Origin of the sequence: Chromobacterium sp. IRSSSOUMB001, assembly GCF_023507765.1 — a bacterium.
Classification (GTDB): Bacteria; Pseudomonadota; Gammaproteobacteria; order Burkholderiales; family Chromobacteriaceae; genus Chromobacterium; species Chromobacterium haemolyticum.
This window is the reverse complement of record NZ_JALCYU010000005.1, coordinates 34,510-49,110: the sequence shown is the minus strand read 5'-3', so window position 1 is coordinate 49,110 and position 14,601 is coordinate 34,510. Positions and strand designations below refer to the sequence as shown.

Genomic DNA, 14,601 nt, shown 5'->3' with positions numbered 1-14,601 from the left:
GAACAGGAATGAAGACATGACTATGCGTATATTCAAGCAAGCGCGCGCGGCGGCCTGGACGGTTCTGGCGTTGGCGCTGTCCCAGGCGGCGCTGGCCGGCGCGACAGTGGACATCAGCAAGGTGACTGACAAGAACAGCCTGGTGCCGGGCGAACTGGTCAACGCGATGGAGTACCACGTCAACGGCGTCAGCGGCGCGGCCAAGGCCAACCCGCCGTCCTCGTCCAAGTTGAAGAACCTGGCGGCCAAATGGCGCGGGGCCACGGTAGCCCGTTTCGAGTACAGCTACAACGGCGGCACTCGTGTCTATAACGCAATGTCCGGCCAGGACGCCGCGGATTTGCTTTACGAGGCCAATTCTGCCGGCCATCGGGCTTATCCCGGCTTCCTGCGGCAGAGCAGCGTGGAGAAAGCGGCCACTAATGTGAACGTGCCCAATGGCAAGCTGTCCGCCACCATAGGCCAGCAGGCCACGGATGCGGAACTCAAGGCGCTGAAAACCTTTGAGAAGGACATTCTGGATGGCGCGGTGCCGCGCGGCGGACGCATGGTGGGTTATATCTCGCAGGCGCCGTGCGCATCTTGCGACAATGTGATCCGCCAGCAATTGGCCAATCAAACCAATTACGTGTCCGACATCAAAATATCCTATCTGCCCAAGGCGGCGGAGGAGGCGGAGGGCAGCGCGGCGCGCGAGCTGGCGCACGAGTTCAACGGTCGTCGCTTGCAGTCCTTGAAGGATAACGTGATGTCCTTGCGCGGCAACGCGGCGGCCAGGCTGAATGTGGGCGGTGGCACAGCCGGCTGCTTGTAGACAAGGTCGGGCCCGGCTTGTCTCCCGCGGGAGACTGCCGGGCTTTTTACGTCCGAAGGCGGCGGCTTATTGCTGCCAGTGGTTGTAAATCGTTTGCAGCTTTCCGTTTTGCTGCAGCCGGGCCAGCGCGGCGTTGAATTGAGCGGCGCGGCTGTCGCCTTTGGAGAAGGCGACGAAGCGCGGCATTTCCACCAGAGGTTTGGGCAGGATGCGCACATGCGGCAGTGCGCGCAGCTGGCGTGCGTAGTAAAGCAGTTGGCCGCGGTCGCCGACGATCAGGTCAATGCGGCCGGCCAGCAGCATCAGCAGCAGTTGTTCGGGGTTGGTGGCGCTGGCGTCGCGTTTGAGCGGCGCTTTGTCGAAGGCGGACTCGTAGGCATAGCCGTGGACCTGCCCTATGGTCAGCGGCGCCAGGTCGGCCAGAGTGTTCCAGTTTTGCAGGCTGTTTTGTTTCAACACCATGAAGATGGTGCGGCCGGTGCGTATTGGGCCGGCGAGTTCGTACTGGGCGCGCCGCTCGGCGGTGCCTGCGAACTGGAAAGCCATGTCCACGTCCCCGTTGCCCAGCATTTGCTTGACGCGCTCCCAGGGGTAGAGGTGCAGTTGGTAGGGAATTCTGGCCTCGGCCATGACCGCCTGGACAATCTCCACGTCCAGCCCTTGAGGCTTGGCGTTGGCTTCGTTCTGGTAGCTGTAGGGCGCGAATTGAATGTCGCCGACAATGCGCCAAGCCTCTGGCTGGGCCGCCCAGGCCGTCCCGCAAAACAGCAGCATGCTCAACACACGCCTCATGGTTTCTCCCGCAGTCGCGCCTTCCGTCGGTATAGCCGGGGCGGGGCGGGGCGGCAAGCCGGGCGGTTTTGGCAAGCGTCCCGTGGCGGCCTTGCTGATGGCGGTTCCGGGGGACGAACTACGCATTGATCAGGCGTTCGAGCGCGCCTCGGCCTCGGTGTAGAGCGCTTTGGCCGGGTTGGCGCGTCCGCAGTTGGGGGCGTCTCTGTGCTGGTTCGTGATTCGCCTTGCATTGGCGCAACGCCATTGAAACCCCAGTTGCAAAGCCCCTCCCGGCGATGACCGGGAGGGGCTCTTGTTTGCTAGATAGCGGGAGAGGCTCAGGCCGCGGTGGCCTGGGCGGGTTTCTTCAAGGCGCGCAGCGCAACCGCGGTGACGGCGGTGCCGGCCAACAGCGCCAGCAGGTAGAAGCCCAGATGGCTGACGGCGTTGGGGATGGGCAGCACGAAGACGCCGCCGTGCGGCACTTTCAGCTCAACTCCGGCCAGCATGGAGATGGCGCCGGCCACGGCGGAGCCCAGCATCAGAGCCGGGATGACTCGCAGCGGATCGCGCGCGGCGAAGGGAATGGCGCCTTCGCTGATGAAGGCCAGGCCCAGCACGCCGGCGGCCTTGCCGGCCTCGCGTTCGTCTGCGCTGAAGCGGTCGGCGAACAGCTTGGTGGCCAGCGCGATGCCCAGCGGCGGCGTCATGCCGGCGGCCATGGCCGCGGCCATCGGCGTATACACCTGGCTGGCGATCAAGCCGGTGGAAAAGGCGTAGGCGGCTTTGTTGACCGGGCCGCCCATGTCGAAGGCCATCATCGAACCGATGATGGCGCCCAGCAGCAACGCGCTGCTGCCTTGCAGGCTTTTCAGCGCCTCGGTCAGCATGCCCAGCAAGGCAGCCACCGGCCCGCCGATCACGTAGATCATCAGCAGGCCCACCAGCAGCGACCCCAATACCGGCAGGATCAGCACCGGTTTAAGACCGTCCAGATTACGGCCCAGCCGGATTTTTCGATTCAGCCAGTCTGTGCCGTAACCGGCGATGAAGCCGGCGATGATGCCGCCAAGAAAGCCCGAGCCCAGGCTGGCGGCCAGCATGCCGCCCACCATGCCGGGCGCGATGCCGGGACGGTTGGCGATGGAGTAAGCGATGTAGCCGGCGAGGATGGGTACCATCAGTGCAAAGGCGGATTTGGCTCCGATCTGGAACAGCGCCCAGGCCAGCGTGCCCTTGTGGGCGTCGTCGAAGGCGTAGATGCCGCCCAGGGCGAAGGCCAGCGCGATCATGATGCCGCCGGCGGTGACGAAGGGCAGCATGAAGGACACGCCGGTCATCAGATGCTTGTACGGGCCGTTGCGCTCGCTGGCCGGTTTTTCCGGTGGAGTGTCGGCGGTGTCCGGCTGGTGCGGCGCGGCTTCGGCGATGGCGCGGCGCAGCAGCGCCTGGCCGTCGTTGATGGCGGCCTTGGTTCCGCTTTGGAAGAGGCGTTTGCCCTTGAAGCGGCTGAGTTCCACCTGGGTATCGGCGGCGATCAGCACCAGGTCGGCTTCGGCGATCTCGCCGGCGCTGAGCGCGCTTTGCGCGCCCACCGAACCCTGGGTTTCCACGCGGATGGCGTGGCCCAGCGCCTGAGCCGCCTGGCTCAGGCCTTCCGCCGCCATGAAGGTGTGGGCGATGCCGGTGGGGCAGGAGGTGACGGCGACGATGCGCAAGGCGTCGGTTTGGGGCGCGCTCAGCGCCGCGGCCCGGCGGACGGCCTCGGCCGGATCGGCCAAGGCCTGGTCCAGGCTCAGGCGGAGCGCGGGCAGGCTGTCCAGGCGCGGATCGGCGGAGGCGCCGATCAAGAGCGCGGCCTGGGCGGCGGCGAGTTCGATCGCGCTCAGCGGCGGCGCGCCGTTCAGTTCCAGCTTAAGGGCATGTCCGTGCCGCTGGGCGGCCTGGCGTAGCGCTTCCGCGGCCAGCCGGCCCTGGGTGCTGCGCTCGCCGGCGTCGATGATGGCAATTAGGTTCATGGCGTTGTTTCCCTTGTGTTATTGGTTTGGAGCCGTGGGCAAAGCCCCTGATGCCGCGTCGCCTCGGCTCATCCGCCTACGCGAGGCGGATCGTAAGCTGCCTCTTAATCCAGGCTTTGCAGCCGGACTTGAGCCGCCAATGCGCGCACCTGTTCCGGCGGCGGCAGGTGGGGGCCGACGCGCGCCAGTTTGGCGGCGGCGAAGGCAACCGCCAGCCGGGCTTCCGCCTCAAGCTCCAGTCCATCCAGCCGCGCCGCGGCCAGGCCGGCCACCAAGGCGTCGCCGGCTCCCACGGTGCTCAGCGGCTGTTGCGCCGGCAAGGAGGCCAGCAGCGAGCGGTCGCGGCTGGCGAACAGCGCGCCGTCCGCGCCCAGCGACACCACCACTTGTTCCACGCCGCGTTGCAGCAGCCCGCGCGCGCAGGCCAGCACCGCGGCGGTGTCGGGCAGGGCGCGGCTGGCCCAGAGCTCCAGTTCGTGACGATTGGGTTTGACGCAGTGAGGCGGAGCGTCCCCATCCAGAGCCTGGCTCAGCGCTTCTCCGCTGCTGTCCAGCAGCAGCCGCGCGCCCAGAGGCCGCAGCAACCGGCACAGCCGCAGATAGCTGTTGGCGGGCAGGCCGGGCGGCAAGCTGCCGCACAGCGCCACGATGTCGCCGGGGTTCAGCCGGGCGGCCAGCTCGGCGCCCACTTGCTCCAGCTGCGCTTCGCCGGCGGCGATGCCGGGCAGGTTGATGTCGGTGGTGTCGCCGCTGGAGAGGTCGGCCAGCTTGATGTTGACCCGGGTGTCGCCGGGCAGGCGCAGCATGTGGTCGGCGATGCGCTTGTCCAGGAACAATTGTTCGAAGGCTTCGCTGTTGTTGCGGCCCAGCAGGCCGAAAACGCTTACCGGCGCGCCCCAGTCAGCCAGGCAGCTGGCCACGTTGACGCCCTTGCCGCCGGCGTTGCCGCTGGCGCTTTGCGCCAGGTTGACCGCGCCGGGGGTCAGCCGGGGCAGGGCGATGGTTTGGTCCAGCGCCGGATTGAGGGTGACGGTGTGGACGCGGGCGCTCATGTCAGCTCCCGCGCCAGCATGCGCACTTCATCGGCGCTGTCGCAGGCCAGCGCCTGCTGCGCCAGCTCGCGCAGCCGATCGTGGCCGTTGGCGCACAGCTTGGCCTTGACCGCGGCCACGTCGCGCGGGCTCATCGACAGCTCGGCCACGCCCAGGCCGGTCAGCAGCGCGGCGCCGAACGGGTCGCCGGCGATGCCGCCGCACACGCCCACCCAGCGTTGATGACGGGCGGCGCCGGCCACGGTGTGCTGGATCAGGCGCAGCACGGCGGGATGCAGGCTGTCGGCCTCGGCGGCCAGTTCCGGGTGCTGGCGGTCCATCGCCAGCGTGTACTGGGTGAGGTCGTTGGTGCCGATGGAGAAGAAATCCACGTATTCAGCCAGTTGATCGGCCAGCAGGGCCGCGGCGGGCACTTCCACCATGATGCCGAGAGGCACCGCCGGGGCGTCCAGCTCGCGGCGTATGCCTTCGCACCAGCCCTTGAGCCGGGTGATTTCCTTCAGCGAGGTGATCATCGGGAACATGATGGACAGCGGCTGGCCGCTGCGGGCGGCGCGGTAGAGCGCGCGCAGCTGAGGTTCCAGCAGATCGCGGCGGCGCAGCAGCAGGCGTGAGCCGCGCATGCCGAGGAAGGGGTTTTCTTCGGCCGGCAGCTTCAGGTAATCCACCTGTTTGTCGCCGCCGATGTCCAGTGCGCGCACGATCAGCGGCCGTCCGTCCAGCGCGTCCAGCATGGCGCTGTAGGTGTGAAACTGCTCGTCTTCGCTTGGAGACTGTTCTCGTTCCAGAAACAGGAATTCGGTGCGCATCAGGCCCACGCCCTCGGCGCCGGCGTCCAGCGCGGCGGCCACCTGGTCAGGGCGGTTGATGTTGGCGGCGATTTCCACGCGGTGGCCGTCCGGGGTGATGGCCGGGCGCTGCCGCTGTTCCGCCTGTTGCTGCTGAGTGCGCTGCTGGGCCTGCAGCCAATCGCGGGCCGAGGCCAGGTCCTGCTCGCCGGGGTTCAGATAGAGCCGGCCGCCTACGCCGTCCAGGATGGCCGGCGTGCCGTCGGCGATGTCCAGCAAGGCCGGGCCGCCGGCCACCAGCGCCGGCAACCCCAGGGTGCGGGCCAGGATGGCGGTGTGCGAAGTGGGGCCGCCTTGGGCGGTGGCCAGCGCGCGGATGCGGCCGGTGTCCAGGGTGGCGGTGTCGGAGGGGGTGAGATCGGCGGCCAGCAGAATGCAGTCGTCGCCGTCGATGTCGGCCAGGGTGGCGCTGTTCAGCGCCGGGTCAAGCTGGCGCAGCACGCGGCGGCCCACGTCGCGGAGGTCGGCTGCGCGCGCCGCCAGCAGCGGGTTGCCCAGCGCGGCCAGCCGTTCCGCCATGCGTTCCACCGCTTGGTGCCAGGCCCATTCCACGCCATGGCCGCCCACCATCAGCTGGCAGGTCAGGGTGATCAGATCGGTGTCGGACAACAGTTCGGCCTGGGCGTGGAAAATGCCGGCTTCGGCCTTGCCCAGCCTGCTGGCGGTAGCCGCGGCCAGCTCGGATAGTTCGGCGCGGGTGGCGCTTAGCGCCTCGTGCAGGCGGTCACCGCCTTCTCCCAGCGCCACTGGGCGGTCCGGCACTTTGAGCTGGCCGGCGTGCAGCACGCGCACCACGCCGATGGCGAGGCCGGGGCTGGCGGCGACGCCGGCGATGGACAAGGGATGGCCGGGCGGGATCCAGCCCTGTTGCGCCGCCAGCAGTTGCGCTTTTTGCGCGGCGAGCGCAGCGTCGGTCTGTTCCTGGGCCGAGGCGTCGCGCATCGCGGACAACAGGGCGGCCAGGGCGGCGGCGGCGTCGGGGCCTTGGGCGGATACGGTGACGGTGTCGCCGTGGCGCAGGCCCAGTTGCAACAGGCTGATCAGGTTCTTGGCGTCGGCGGCGTCCTGGCCGTGGCGCACTTGCAGCTGGGCGGCGTGGCGGCGCGCGGCCTCCACCCATTGCGCGGCAGGGCGCGCGTGCAGGCCGTTGGGGTAGTCGACTATCCATTGCGCGCGCTCGGCCAGATCAGCCGCGGCCGCTTCGCCGGCAGCGGCCGGCGGCGTCTCTTCCAGCAAGGCCTGCACCTGGGCGGCGTCCCTTGCGTTGAATAGTTGTTCGAGCCGGACTTCGTCTTGCAGCAGCCGGGTCAAACGGCGCAGCAGGGTGATGTGTTCGTCGGATTGGGCGGCGATGGCGAACAGCAGCCGGGTGCGCTGGCCGGGGTTCCATTCCAGACCGTCCGGAATCTGCACGATGGCGATGCCGGTGCGGCGGATCAACTGGCGGTCTTCCACCATGCCGTGAGGGATGGCCAGGCCGTTGCCCAGAAAGGTGTTGGCCACCGCTTCGCGTCGCAGCAGGCTGTCGATGTAGGCAGGGTCTATGCAGCCGGCGTCGGCCAGCAACTGCCCGGCCAGGCGGATGGCCGCCTCTTTGTCGGCGGGCTGACAGCCCAGCCGGATCAGTTCTGGCTGGATCAGGGAGGAGGGCGATCCGGTATCGTGCATGTCGGTCTCTTCTGTCGGTTCAGGTAGCTGCGGGGTGTTTGTAACCTCTTCGAGTTCCGCCGCGCGGCCGGGGGCCGGCGCGGAGTCGAACAGGCTCTGTATAGCGGATCGGCTCGCGCCCGCCAGCTGTCTTTGCGGAGGGGGGCCGTTCGTGTGTTGAGTGAATTGAAAACGATTACATTTTTACTGTCAACATGCTCGTAGCACTGGCGCTACATCTTTGTGCTGTCTCAAGCGACAGTGTTGTAAAATTACGCTTTGGGGGTATGCTTGCGTAAACGTAATTCCGATTATGGCGAGAGAAAACGATTTCATATGACGGTCAGCATCAAAGATGTGGCGCAGGCGGCCGGCGTGTCGGTGGCCACCGTGTCGCGGGCTCTGGCCAAGGGCCCGGTCAGCGCGGCGTTGAAGGCCAAGGTGGAGGCGGCTATAGCCGCCACCGGTTATCGCCCCAATCTGTCGGCGCGGCGCCTGCGCTCGCGGCACAGCGACACCATCGGCCTGATCGTGTCCGATATCCGCAACCCCTTCTTCACCGCGGTCAGCCGCGCGGTGGAGGATGTGGCCTACCAGGCCGGCATGCGGGTGATTCTGTGCAACACCGACGAGAACCCGGACAAGGAGGCGATGTACCTCAGGTTGATGCAGGAGGAGCGCGTCACCGGGGTGATCTTCGCGGCCACCCGCGCCACGGCTGAGACGCTGGACGCCGAGGCGCTGGGTTTTCCCGTGGTGTTGATCGACCGGGCCGCGCCCGGCGGCGCGGCCGACGCGGTGGTGCTGGACAACGCCGCCGCCGCCGGCCTGTTGGTCAGCCATTTGCGCGAGCAGGGCCATAGCCGCATCGGCGGGTTGTTCGGCAATACCAGCAGTACCGGAGCGGAACGACACGCGGGCTTCGCCGCCGCGTTGGCGGAGGCCGGGCTGGCCGCGCCGGCGCGTTTCGTCGCGCCCACGGCCGAGGCGGCGCAGCAGGCGGTGTCCGCCTGGCTGGCCGAAGCCGAGGCGCCACGGGCCCTGGTGATCAGCAACGGCCTGCTGCTGCTGGGCGCGATGCGCGCGGTGCGCGCGCTGGGCCTGGAACTGCCGCGGCAGCTGGCGCTGGCCGGTTTCGACAACGACAGTTGGACGGAGCTGGCCGGACCGGGGCTGACGGTGATAGAGCAGCCGGTGGACGAGATCGGCCGCGCGGCGATGGCGATGTTGCTGGAGCGCCTGGTGCAGCCGCAGCGCTCAACGCGCAAAGTGGTGCTGACCGGCCGGCTAGTGGTTCGGGGCTCCAGCTTGGCCTAGCGCTGGCTTCAGCCGCTGTGGCGGAGGCGAGACAGGGGCGCGCCCGGCCCGGGCGGGGTCCGCGGGTTTGATTTTTAATGTATTAAATGTTGTGCCATGATTTGCCGATGCCGTTTCAGCCATCGCCGCCCAGCCGGGCGGCCGCTAGGAGGAGGCCTGTCATGGATACGCGTTTCACCGGAGACATTCACCTTTCCACCCGCCAGGCGGCGGACGGCGACAAGCTGGATTTTTGGCTGAGCGAGGTGGACCGCTTACTGGTCCGGGTGGAGTGCGACCGCCGCCCGGAAGAGCGGCTGGAGGCTTCGCTGGACTGGCAGGACTTCGGCTTGCTGCGCATGGCCACGATACGCGCCAACCAGCACGCGGTGACGCGCAGCGGGCATAGCCTGAGCCGGGATGGCCGGGACTCCATCTTTGCCTGCTTGATGCTGCAGGGCGAGGGCTTCAGCCATCAGGGCGTGGAGTGCGCCCGCCACGGCCCGGGCGACGTGGTGTTGTACGATACCGCGCGCCCTTACGGCCACGGCTTTCCGGCCGATATGGCGATGGCGGTGCTGGACATTCCGCGGCCCTTGTTCCAGGAGCAGGTGGGCGTGTGGAACGAGCGCGGTCTGGTGCGCATTGAACGCGCCGCAGGCATGGACGCCTTGGCGGCCCACCGCTTGCTTAGCGGCGGCGCGGCCGCGCGGCGGCATTTGGCCAGCCAGTTGCTGGAATGGCTGCACTCCTTGTGGAGCGCGCGTCAGGGTTTGCCTGCTTCCCGATCCACTTTGTGCAGTCTGTGGCGGGCAAAGGCCTATATCGAACGGCATCTGTCCGAGGACGATCTGGACTGCGAACGCATCAGCCGCGCGGTTGGGGTGTCCGCGCGCCAATTGGCCCGCATCTTCGAACAGGAAGGCGAATCGGTGACGCGCCATCTGTGGGGCCGTCGGCTGGAACGTTGCCGGGTCGACCTGGCCGATCCGGCCTTGCGCCACCTATCGGTCAGCGAATTGGCTTTCCGTTGGGGCTTCAACCACATTGCCCATTTCTGTCGAAGCTATAAACGCCGCTACGGTGAAACGCCGAGCCAGACCCGGGCCGAAGCCTTGGCCGCGCGCGTCCTTTCCAGACAACAAGACTGTCCTCATTAGGCAAATTTCACGCTCTCCCCATCGTTAGAGTGGACGGGTCCGCCGCGCTTCCGGGCATGGCTGACGCCCACCTAATAAAGAGGAGACATCATCATGCACACACGAATGGGCGGTTCGCCGCCGGGCGGCCGCGCGCGCGCCGCTGGCGAAAGAGAGGCCCGCCATGCGCCTCTCCTATGAAAACAAATTGCTGGCCATCCTGGCGCTAAGCTTCGGTTTCGTGTTTTTCGATCGGCTGGCGCTGTCCTTTCTCTTTCCCTTCATGGCGGCCGAACTGCGCTTGACTCCCGCGCATCTGGGCATGCTGGCGTCGGCCTTGGCGCTGACCTGGTCCTTGTCAGGCCTGGGCCTGGGCGCCTGGTCGGACCGGCGCGGCGTGAAAAAGCCGATGCTGGTGGCCGCGGTGCTGGCGTTCTCGTTGTTTTCCGCCGCTTCCGGCCTGGTGGCGGGTTTCCTGTCCTTGCTGCTGTTCCGCGCGCTGATGGGGTTGGCGGAAGGGCCGGTGCTGCCCATTACCCAATCGCTGCTGGCGGCGGCATCCACGCCGGCGAGGCGCGGTTTCAATATGGGCATCGTCAACGGCTCGGCGCCGGGCCTGCTGGGCGCTGTGCTGGGCCCGCCGCTGCTGGTGGCGCTGGCCGAGACCTACGGCTGGCGCGCCGCCTTCTACCTGTCCTGTCTGCCCGGGCTGCTGATCGCCTGGCTGGTCTGGCGGCATGTGCGCGAGCCGGCGCCCGCGCCGGTGCCGGCAGGCCGGGACGGCGGTTTCGTCCAGTTGCTGGGCGAGCGCAACATTCTGCTGTGCGTGCTGATCGCTTGCAGCTACATCACCTGGTTCATCATCCTGATCTCCTTCACGCCCACCTTTCTGATTCAGGTCAAGGGCATGAGCCCGCAGGCGATGGGAGCGGTGATGAGCAGCCTGGGCTTCGCCTGGGTGGCGTGGGGCGCGCTGGTGCCGGCGATTTCCGACCGCATCGGGCGCAAGCCGGCGATGGTGGGGTTTTCCTTGATCGCCGCCTGCTGCCCCTTGGTGTTGCTCAACGTGGACCGCATGACCTGGCTGCTGCCGCTGGTGTTTCTCAGCTACACCGGCTTGGGCTGCTTCACCCTGTTCATGGCCACGATTCCGGCGGAAACGGTGTCGCCGCGGCGCATCGCCACCGCGCTGGGCATGATCATGGGAGTGGGCGAACTGGCCGGAGGCTTTGTCGCGCCCACGGTGGCCGGCTTCGCCGCGGACCGCTACGGCCTGTCCATCGTGATGTGGATCGCCATGGCGGGCGCCCTGTTGCCGGCGCTGCTGTCCTTGGGCCTGCGCGAAACCGCGCCGCTGCGGCTGAAGCCGAGCGGAGCCGTGTCGGAAGCCGACCGGGCGCCGACCTGAGCGCCATTCTCATTGCGCGTCCCGCTGCGCCGGGATGCCGCACTCCCTGACGGAGAACATCATGCACAAGAATTTGATCAATACGCTGGCCGGGCTGTCGGCGGCGTTGGCCTGTGTAACGGCTCAGGCCACCCAGTCCGGCGCGGACACCATTGGCGCCGGCGCTGAGGGTTTTCTTGCCGGCGCGCTGCCGCCGGCCGGCTGGTACGGCGTGTTCTATTACACCCATTATCAGGCCAAGCGTTTCAACGACGATGCCGGCAACGCTTCCGTGCCGGGCTTCAAACTGCAGGCCGACGTGTTGGTGCCGCGGCTGCTGTATATGTCGGACCGGACGCTGTGGGGCGGGCGTTTGGGTGGTTTCGCGCTGGCGCCGCTGCCCAGCTTGAGCCTGGACGCGGGCGGTGGGCATGAGCGCCGCAGCGGCCTGGGCGACGCGGTACTGGGGCCGGTGCTGGCCTGGGGCGACGCCGGGCCGCTGCATACGGCGCTGGCGGCCGACATCGTGCTGCCCTCCGGCAGTTATGATCGCGATCGGATGTTGAACCTGGGGGCCAATCATTACTCGCTGCGGCCGGTGTTCGCCTTTTCCTATCTGCCGGCGTCCGGCTGGGAGCTCTCGTCCAAGATCAGCTACACCTTCAACGGCAAGAACCGGGGCATCGATTACCAGTCCGGCCAGCAGTTCCATTTCGACTACTCGCTGAGCTACGCGGCCGGCCCGGCCTGGCGGCTGGGGTTGAACGGCTATTTCATCAAGCAGACCACGGATGATACCCAGCATGGTCAGGCGGTGGCGGGCAACGGCTTTCGCGGCCAGGCTGTCGCCATCGGCCCGGCGCTGCGCTATCAGTTCGACAAGGCCGGCTTGGAGCTGAGGTGGCTGAAGGAGTTCGAAGTGCGAAACCGGCCGGAGGGCGATGCCTTGTGGCTCAAGCTGGTGTTGCCTTTGTAGCGGAAGGGATTGATGCGGGAGGAAGTGCCGGGCGCGTGCGCCCGGCACTTTTTATTTGGAGACGCGCAGTGGCCCGATTAGCCGGGTCAGAGTGTTGTCCTTGACGATGAAGTGGTGCCATAACGCCGCGGCCGCATGCAGGATGGCCAGCCACATGAGAGCGTTGCCCAGCCATTCGTGAGCTTCCTTGAGATCGTGCGAGATATCCGGCATGGGGGGGAGCAGCAAGGGCAGAGGAAAACCAAAGAAGTCTATATTCTTGCCGGCGGCTTGGATAAAGGCGATGCCCAGCAGCGGCAATGCCAGCATCAGAGCGTAGAGTAACCAGTGGCCTGCCTTGGCGGCCAAAGTCGCCAGCCGGCCCGGCTGGGGGGTGATGGCGGGCGACGGATTGCCCGTACGCCAGATCAGGCGAGGAAACAGCAATAACAAGACGAGTAGTCCGGCCTGAATATGGGCGTATTTGACGCTGTCGCGCAGCGGCGTGCCCTTGGGGAAAATCCCTTTGGCTTCAATGAAAATCAGCGCGGCAATGACGCCTAAAGCGCCTAGCCAGTGCAGCGCGCGGGAAACCGCGCCATAGCGTTGAGAAGTATTGCGCAGCATGAGGAATGTCCTTGCATGGGGTAATGCGTGCAGCATGGAATGCAAAGCTTATGCGAAGCTTAAGAACCTGTTTACGCTCTCTCGAGCCAAGGCGAAAACAGGTTCTGAGAAATCAGAATAGATCATGAACAAGTTCTAAGAGCCTGTTCAAAATCTTGCGAGCAAGAGCGAGACAAGGCGAAAACCGCTGAGAAAGCGGAATGGTCAAGTGGTACATGAGCATTTCGAAGCGGTTTTTAACGCGGTATCGCCGCAGCGCAGCAGATTATGAACAGGTTCTAATGATTTTTTGGCAAGGTCTGGGAGGCGAAGCCACGGCTCAATCTAGCCGGCGCAGCACGGTTTGTGTCGGAGGCGGCTTCGCTGCCGGCCGCCCCTGTCGGAACAGGGGCTTGCGGTGGCGGCTTACTGGCCGGAGAGCATGAATTCCGCGCAGCGCTCGGCGATCATCACCACCGGCGCATTGGTGTTGCCGGAGACGATGGAGGGCATCACCGAGGCGTCGCAAACCCGCAGACCGGTCACGCCCTTGACGCGCAGCCGCGGGTCCACCACCGCGTCGGCGTCGCCGCCCATGCGGCAGGTGCCGGCCGGGTGATAGACGGTTTTGGCGAATTGGCGGATGTGCTGCTCCAGCCTCGCGTCGTCGGCGTGCTCCGCCGGCGAGGGCAGCAGTTCTTCGGCGATCAGCCGGCGCATCGACGGCGCCCGCAGAATGCGACGCGCCAGTTTGACGCCGCGAAGCAGGCCGGCGATATCCTCCGCCTCGCGCAGCGCGCCGCTGTCGAAGCGCAGCGGCGCGGCCGCGTCGACGCTGGCCAGCGCGACGCTGCCGCGCGATTTGGGGCGCAGCAGGCAGGGATTGATGGAAATGCCGTGGCCGGGCAGCGGCTCGCGATCCACGTCGCCCACCAGGGTGGGCAGCACATGAAACTGAATGTCCGGCCGGCCGCCGCCGCCGGTGTCGACGAAACCGCCGGATTCCACTACGTTGGAGCTCAGCAAACCGGTGCGGAACAACTGCCATTGCAGGCCGTGGCGCAGCGCGGCCAGGCCGCGGTCCTGGCCTAGCAGGCTGATGGGCGCTCGGGCGCGGCCGTAGACCGACACTTCCAGATGGTCCTGGTAGTTGGCGCCCACTTCCGGCGCGTCGCGCAGCACGGCGACGCCGTGTTCGCGCAGCTGCGCGGCGGGGCCGATGCCGGACAGCATCAGCAGTTTGGGGCTGGACAGCGCGCCGGCGCACAGCACGATCTCCGCCGTGGCGCGCGCGCGCTGGAGGCCGCCGGCGTCGCGCCATTCCACCTGACAGGCTCGGCGGCCGTCGAATCCGATTTTTTGCACATGGCAACCGGTGCGCAGGTCCAGTTCGGACCGTTGCCGGATCGCTGCCAGATAGGTGGCGGCGGTGCTGCCGCGCTGTCCGTCGAAAGTGGTGGTGTGGTAGAAGCCGACGCCGGCCTGTTCGCGGCCGTTGAAGTCGTCGTTGTAGGCCAGGCCGATTTCCTGAGCGCCCTGGACGAAGGCCAGGCTCAGCGGATGACGGTAGCGGGTGTCGCTGACTTTCAGCGGCCCGTCCACGCCGTGGTAGGGCTCGGACAAGCGCATATGGCTTTCCGCCTTCTTGAAGGCGGGCAGCACCCGCGCCCAGTCCCAACCCTCGCAGCCCTGAGCGGCCCAGTCGTCGTAGTCGGCGGCCTGGCCGCGGATGTAGACCATGGCGTTGACCGAACTGCCGCCGCCCAGAGTGCGTCCCTGGGGCACGAAGATGCGCCTGCCGGCGGCTTCCGGCTGCGGCTCGCTGCGGTAGGTGACGGTGCGTTCGCTGCCCAGCACCTTGATGAAGGCCGCCGGCATGTGGATGTAGGGACTGTTGTCCGGCGGGCCGTCTTCCAGCAGCAGCACGCGTTTGCCGGCTTCGATCAGCCTGTGGGTCAGCACGCAGCCGGCGGAGCCGGCTCCGATGAGGATGTAGTCGTAGTCGCGCATGGAGTCTCCCTTGTTGTCGCGCCGCCCTTCTTCTGTTTGAGGATGGGCGGCTGCT

12 protein-coding genes are annotated in these 14,601 nt (G+C 67.0%); 6 read left to right on the top strand and 6 right to left on the bottom strand.

Annotation, left to right across the window (positions count from 1 at the left end; translation table 11 throughout):
• Positions 1-16: 16 nt before the first annotated feature.
• On the top strand, positions 17-814 hold the full coding sequence (locus MOV80_RS07875) for a hypothetical protein (protein ID WP_249604986.1): 798 nt from the start codon (positions 17-19) through the stop codon (positions 812-814).
• A 66-nt stretch (positions 815-880) separates the two neighbouring features.
• On the opposite strand, the gene MOV80_RS07870 is transcribed toward MOV80_RS07875, so the two are convergent.
• Entirely contained in the window at positions 881-1,606 is a 726-nt protein-coding gene (locus tag MOV80_RS07870) for a transporter substrate-binding domain-containing protein (RefSeq protein WP_039755210.1), read from the bottom strand.
• Between MOV80_RS07870 and MOV80_RS07865 the strand changes: the two genes are divergently transcribed.
• Positions 1,605-1,769 (top strand): hypothetical protein, encoded by a 165-nt coding sequence (locus MOV80_RS07865; RefSeq protein ID WP_161784598.1) that lies wholly within the window; start codon positions 1,605-1,607, stop codon positions 1,767-1,769. The genes MOV80_RS07870 and MOV80_RS07865 overlap by 2 nt on opposite strands.
• 157 nt (positions 1,770-1,926) lie before the next feature.
• Here MOV80_RS07865 and MOV80_RS07860 read toward each other — a convergent pair whose 3' ends face one another.
• The 3 genes from MOV80_RS07860 to ptsP all read right to left on the bottom strand — a co-directional run bounded on the left by MOV80_RS07860 (position 1,927) and on the right by ptsP (position 7,174).
• Positions 1,927-3,606, bottom strand: a complete 1,680-nt coding sequence (locus tag MOV80_RS07860) for a fructose-specific PTS transporter subunit EIIC (protein WP_249604985.1) — start codon at positions 3,604-3,606, stop codon at positions 1,927-1,929.
• 104 nt (positions 3,607-3,710) lie between these two features.
• Positions 3,711-4,658: a 1-phosphofructokinase gene (pfkB, locus tag MOV80_RS07855; protein WP_019101998.1), complete on the bottom strand. Its 948-nt coding sequence runs from the start codon at positions 4,656-4,658 to the stop codon at positions 3,711-3,713.
• Positions 4,655-7,174 (bottom strand): phosphoenolpyruvate--protein phosphotransferase, encoded by a 2,520-nt coding sequence (gene ptsP, locus MOV80_RS07850; protein WP_019101999.1) that lies wholly within the window; start codon positions 7,172-7,174, stop codon positions 4,655-4,657. Before ptsP ends, pfkB begins: the two co-directional genes overlap by 4 nt.
• Before the next feature lie 315 nt (positions 7,175-7,489).
• Between ptsP and MOV80_RS07845 the strand changes: the two genes are divergently transcribed.
• The 4 genes from MOV80_RS07845 to MOV80_RS07830 all read left to right on the top strand — a co-directional run bounded on the left by MOV80_RS07845 (position 7,490) and on the right by MOV80_RS07830 (position 11,951).
• Complete coding sequence (locus tag MOV80_RS07845) at positions 7,490-8,470, top strand: LacI family DNA-binding transcriptional regulator (RefSeq protein ID WP_249604984.1); 981 nt, start codon at positions 7,490-7,492, stop codon at positions 8,468-8,470.
• A 161-nt stretch (positions 8,471-8,631) separates the two neighbouring features.
• Positions 8,632-9,609, top strand: a complete 978-nt coding sequence (locus tag MOV80_RS07840) for a helix-turn-helix domain-containing protein (RefSeq protein ID WP_019100571.1) — start codon at positions 8,632-8,634, stop codon at positions 9,607-9,609.
• A gap of 163 nt (positions 9,610-9,772) precedes the next feature.
• Positions 9,773-10,996: an MFS transporter gene (locus MOV80_RS07835; protein WP_249604983.1), complete on the top strand. Its 1,224-nt coding sequence runs from the start codon at positions 9,773-9,775 to the stop codon at positions 10,994-10,996.
• 61 nt (positions 10,997-11,057) lie between these two features.
• Positions 11,058-11,951 (top strand): transporter, encoded by an 894-nt coding sequence (locus MOV80_RS07830; RefSeq protein WP_249604982.1) that lies wholly within the window; start codon positions 11,058-11,060, stop codon positions 11,949-11,951.
• 51 nt (positions 11,952-12,002) lie between these two features.
• Here the strand turns inward: MOV80_RS07830 and MOV80_RS07825 are convergent, their stop codons facing one another.
• Both MOV80_RS07825 and MOV80_RS07820 read right to left on the bottom strand, forming a co-directional pair.
• Entirely contained in the window at positions 12,003-12,593 is a 591-nt protein-coding gene (locus MOV80_RS07825) for a cytochrome b (protein WP_249604981.1), read from the bottom strand.
• A 369-nt stretch (positions 12,594-12,962) separates the two neighbouring features.
• Entirely contained in the window at positions 12,963-14,546 is a 1,584-nt protein-coding gene (locus tag MOV80_RS07820; protein ID WP_019101027.1) for a GMC family oxidoreductase N-terminal domain-containing protein, read from the bottom strand.
• Between the last annotated feature and the right edge of the window lie 55 nt (positions 14,547-14,601).

Bases quoted from the DNA above. Each gene is read 5' to 3' on its own strand.
- MOV80_RS07875 (WP_249604986.1), top strand. From the start codon at position 17: ATGACTATGCGTATATTCAAGCAAGCGCGCGCGGCGGCCTGGACGGTT.
- MOV80_RS07865 (WP_161784598.1), top strand. From the start codon at position 1,605: ATGGTTTCTCCCGCAGTCGCGCCTTCCGTCGGTATAGCCGGGGCGGGG.
- MOV80_RS07870 (WP_039755210.1), bottom strand. From the start codon at position 1,606: ATGAGGCGTGTGTTGAGCATGCTGCTGTTTTGCGGGACGGCCTGGGCG.
- MOV80_RS07860 (WP_249604985.1), bottom strand. From the start codon at position 3,606: ATGAACCTAATTGCCATCATCGACGCCGGCGAGCGCAGCACCCAGGGC.
- pfkB (WP_019101998.1), bottom strand. From the start codon at position 4,658: ATGAGCGCCCGCGTCCACACCGTCACCCTCAATCCGGCGCTGGACCAA.
- ptsP (WP_019101999.1), bottom strand. From the start codon at position 7,174: ATGCACGATACCGGATCGCCCTCCTCCCTGATCCAGCCAGAACTGATC.
- MOV80_RS07845 (WP_249604984.1), top strand. From the start codon at position 7,490: ATGACGGTCAGCATCAAAGATGTGGCGCAGGCGGCCGGCGTGTCGGTG.
- MOV80_RS07840 (WP_019100571.1), top strand. From the start codon at position 8,632: ATGGATACGCGTTTCACCGGAGACATTCACCTTTCCACCCGCCAGGCG.
- MOV80_RS07835 (WP_249604983.1), top strand. From the start codon at position 9,773: ATGCGCCTCTCCTATGAAAACAAATTGCTGGCCATCCTGGCGCTAAGC.
- MOV80_RS07830 (WP_249604982.1), top strand. From the start codon at position 11,058: ATGCACAAGAATTTGATCAATACGCTGGCCGGGCTGTCGGCGGCGTTG.
- MOV80_RS07825 (WP_249604981.1), bottom strand. From the start codon at position 12,593: ATGCTGCACGCATTACCCCATGCAAGGACATTCCTCATGCTGCGCAAT.
- MOV80_RS07820 (WP_019101027.1), bottom strand. From the start codon at position 14,546: ATGCGCGACTACGACTACATCCTCATCGGAGCCGGCTCCGCCGGCTGC.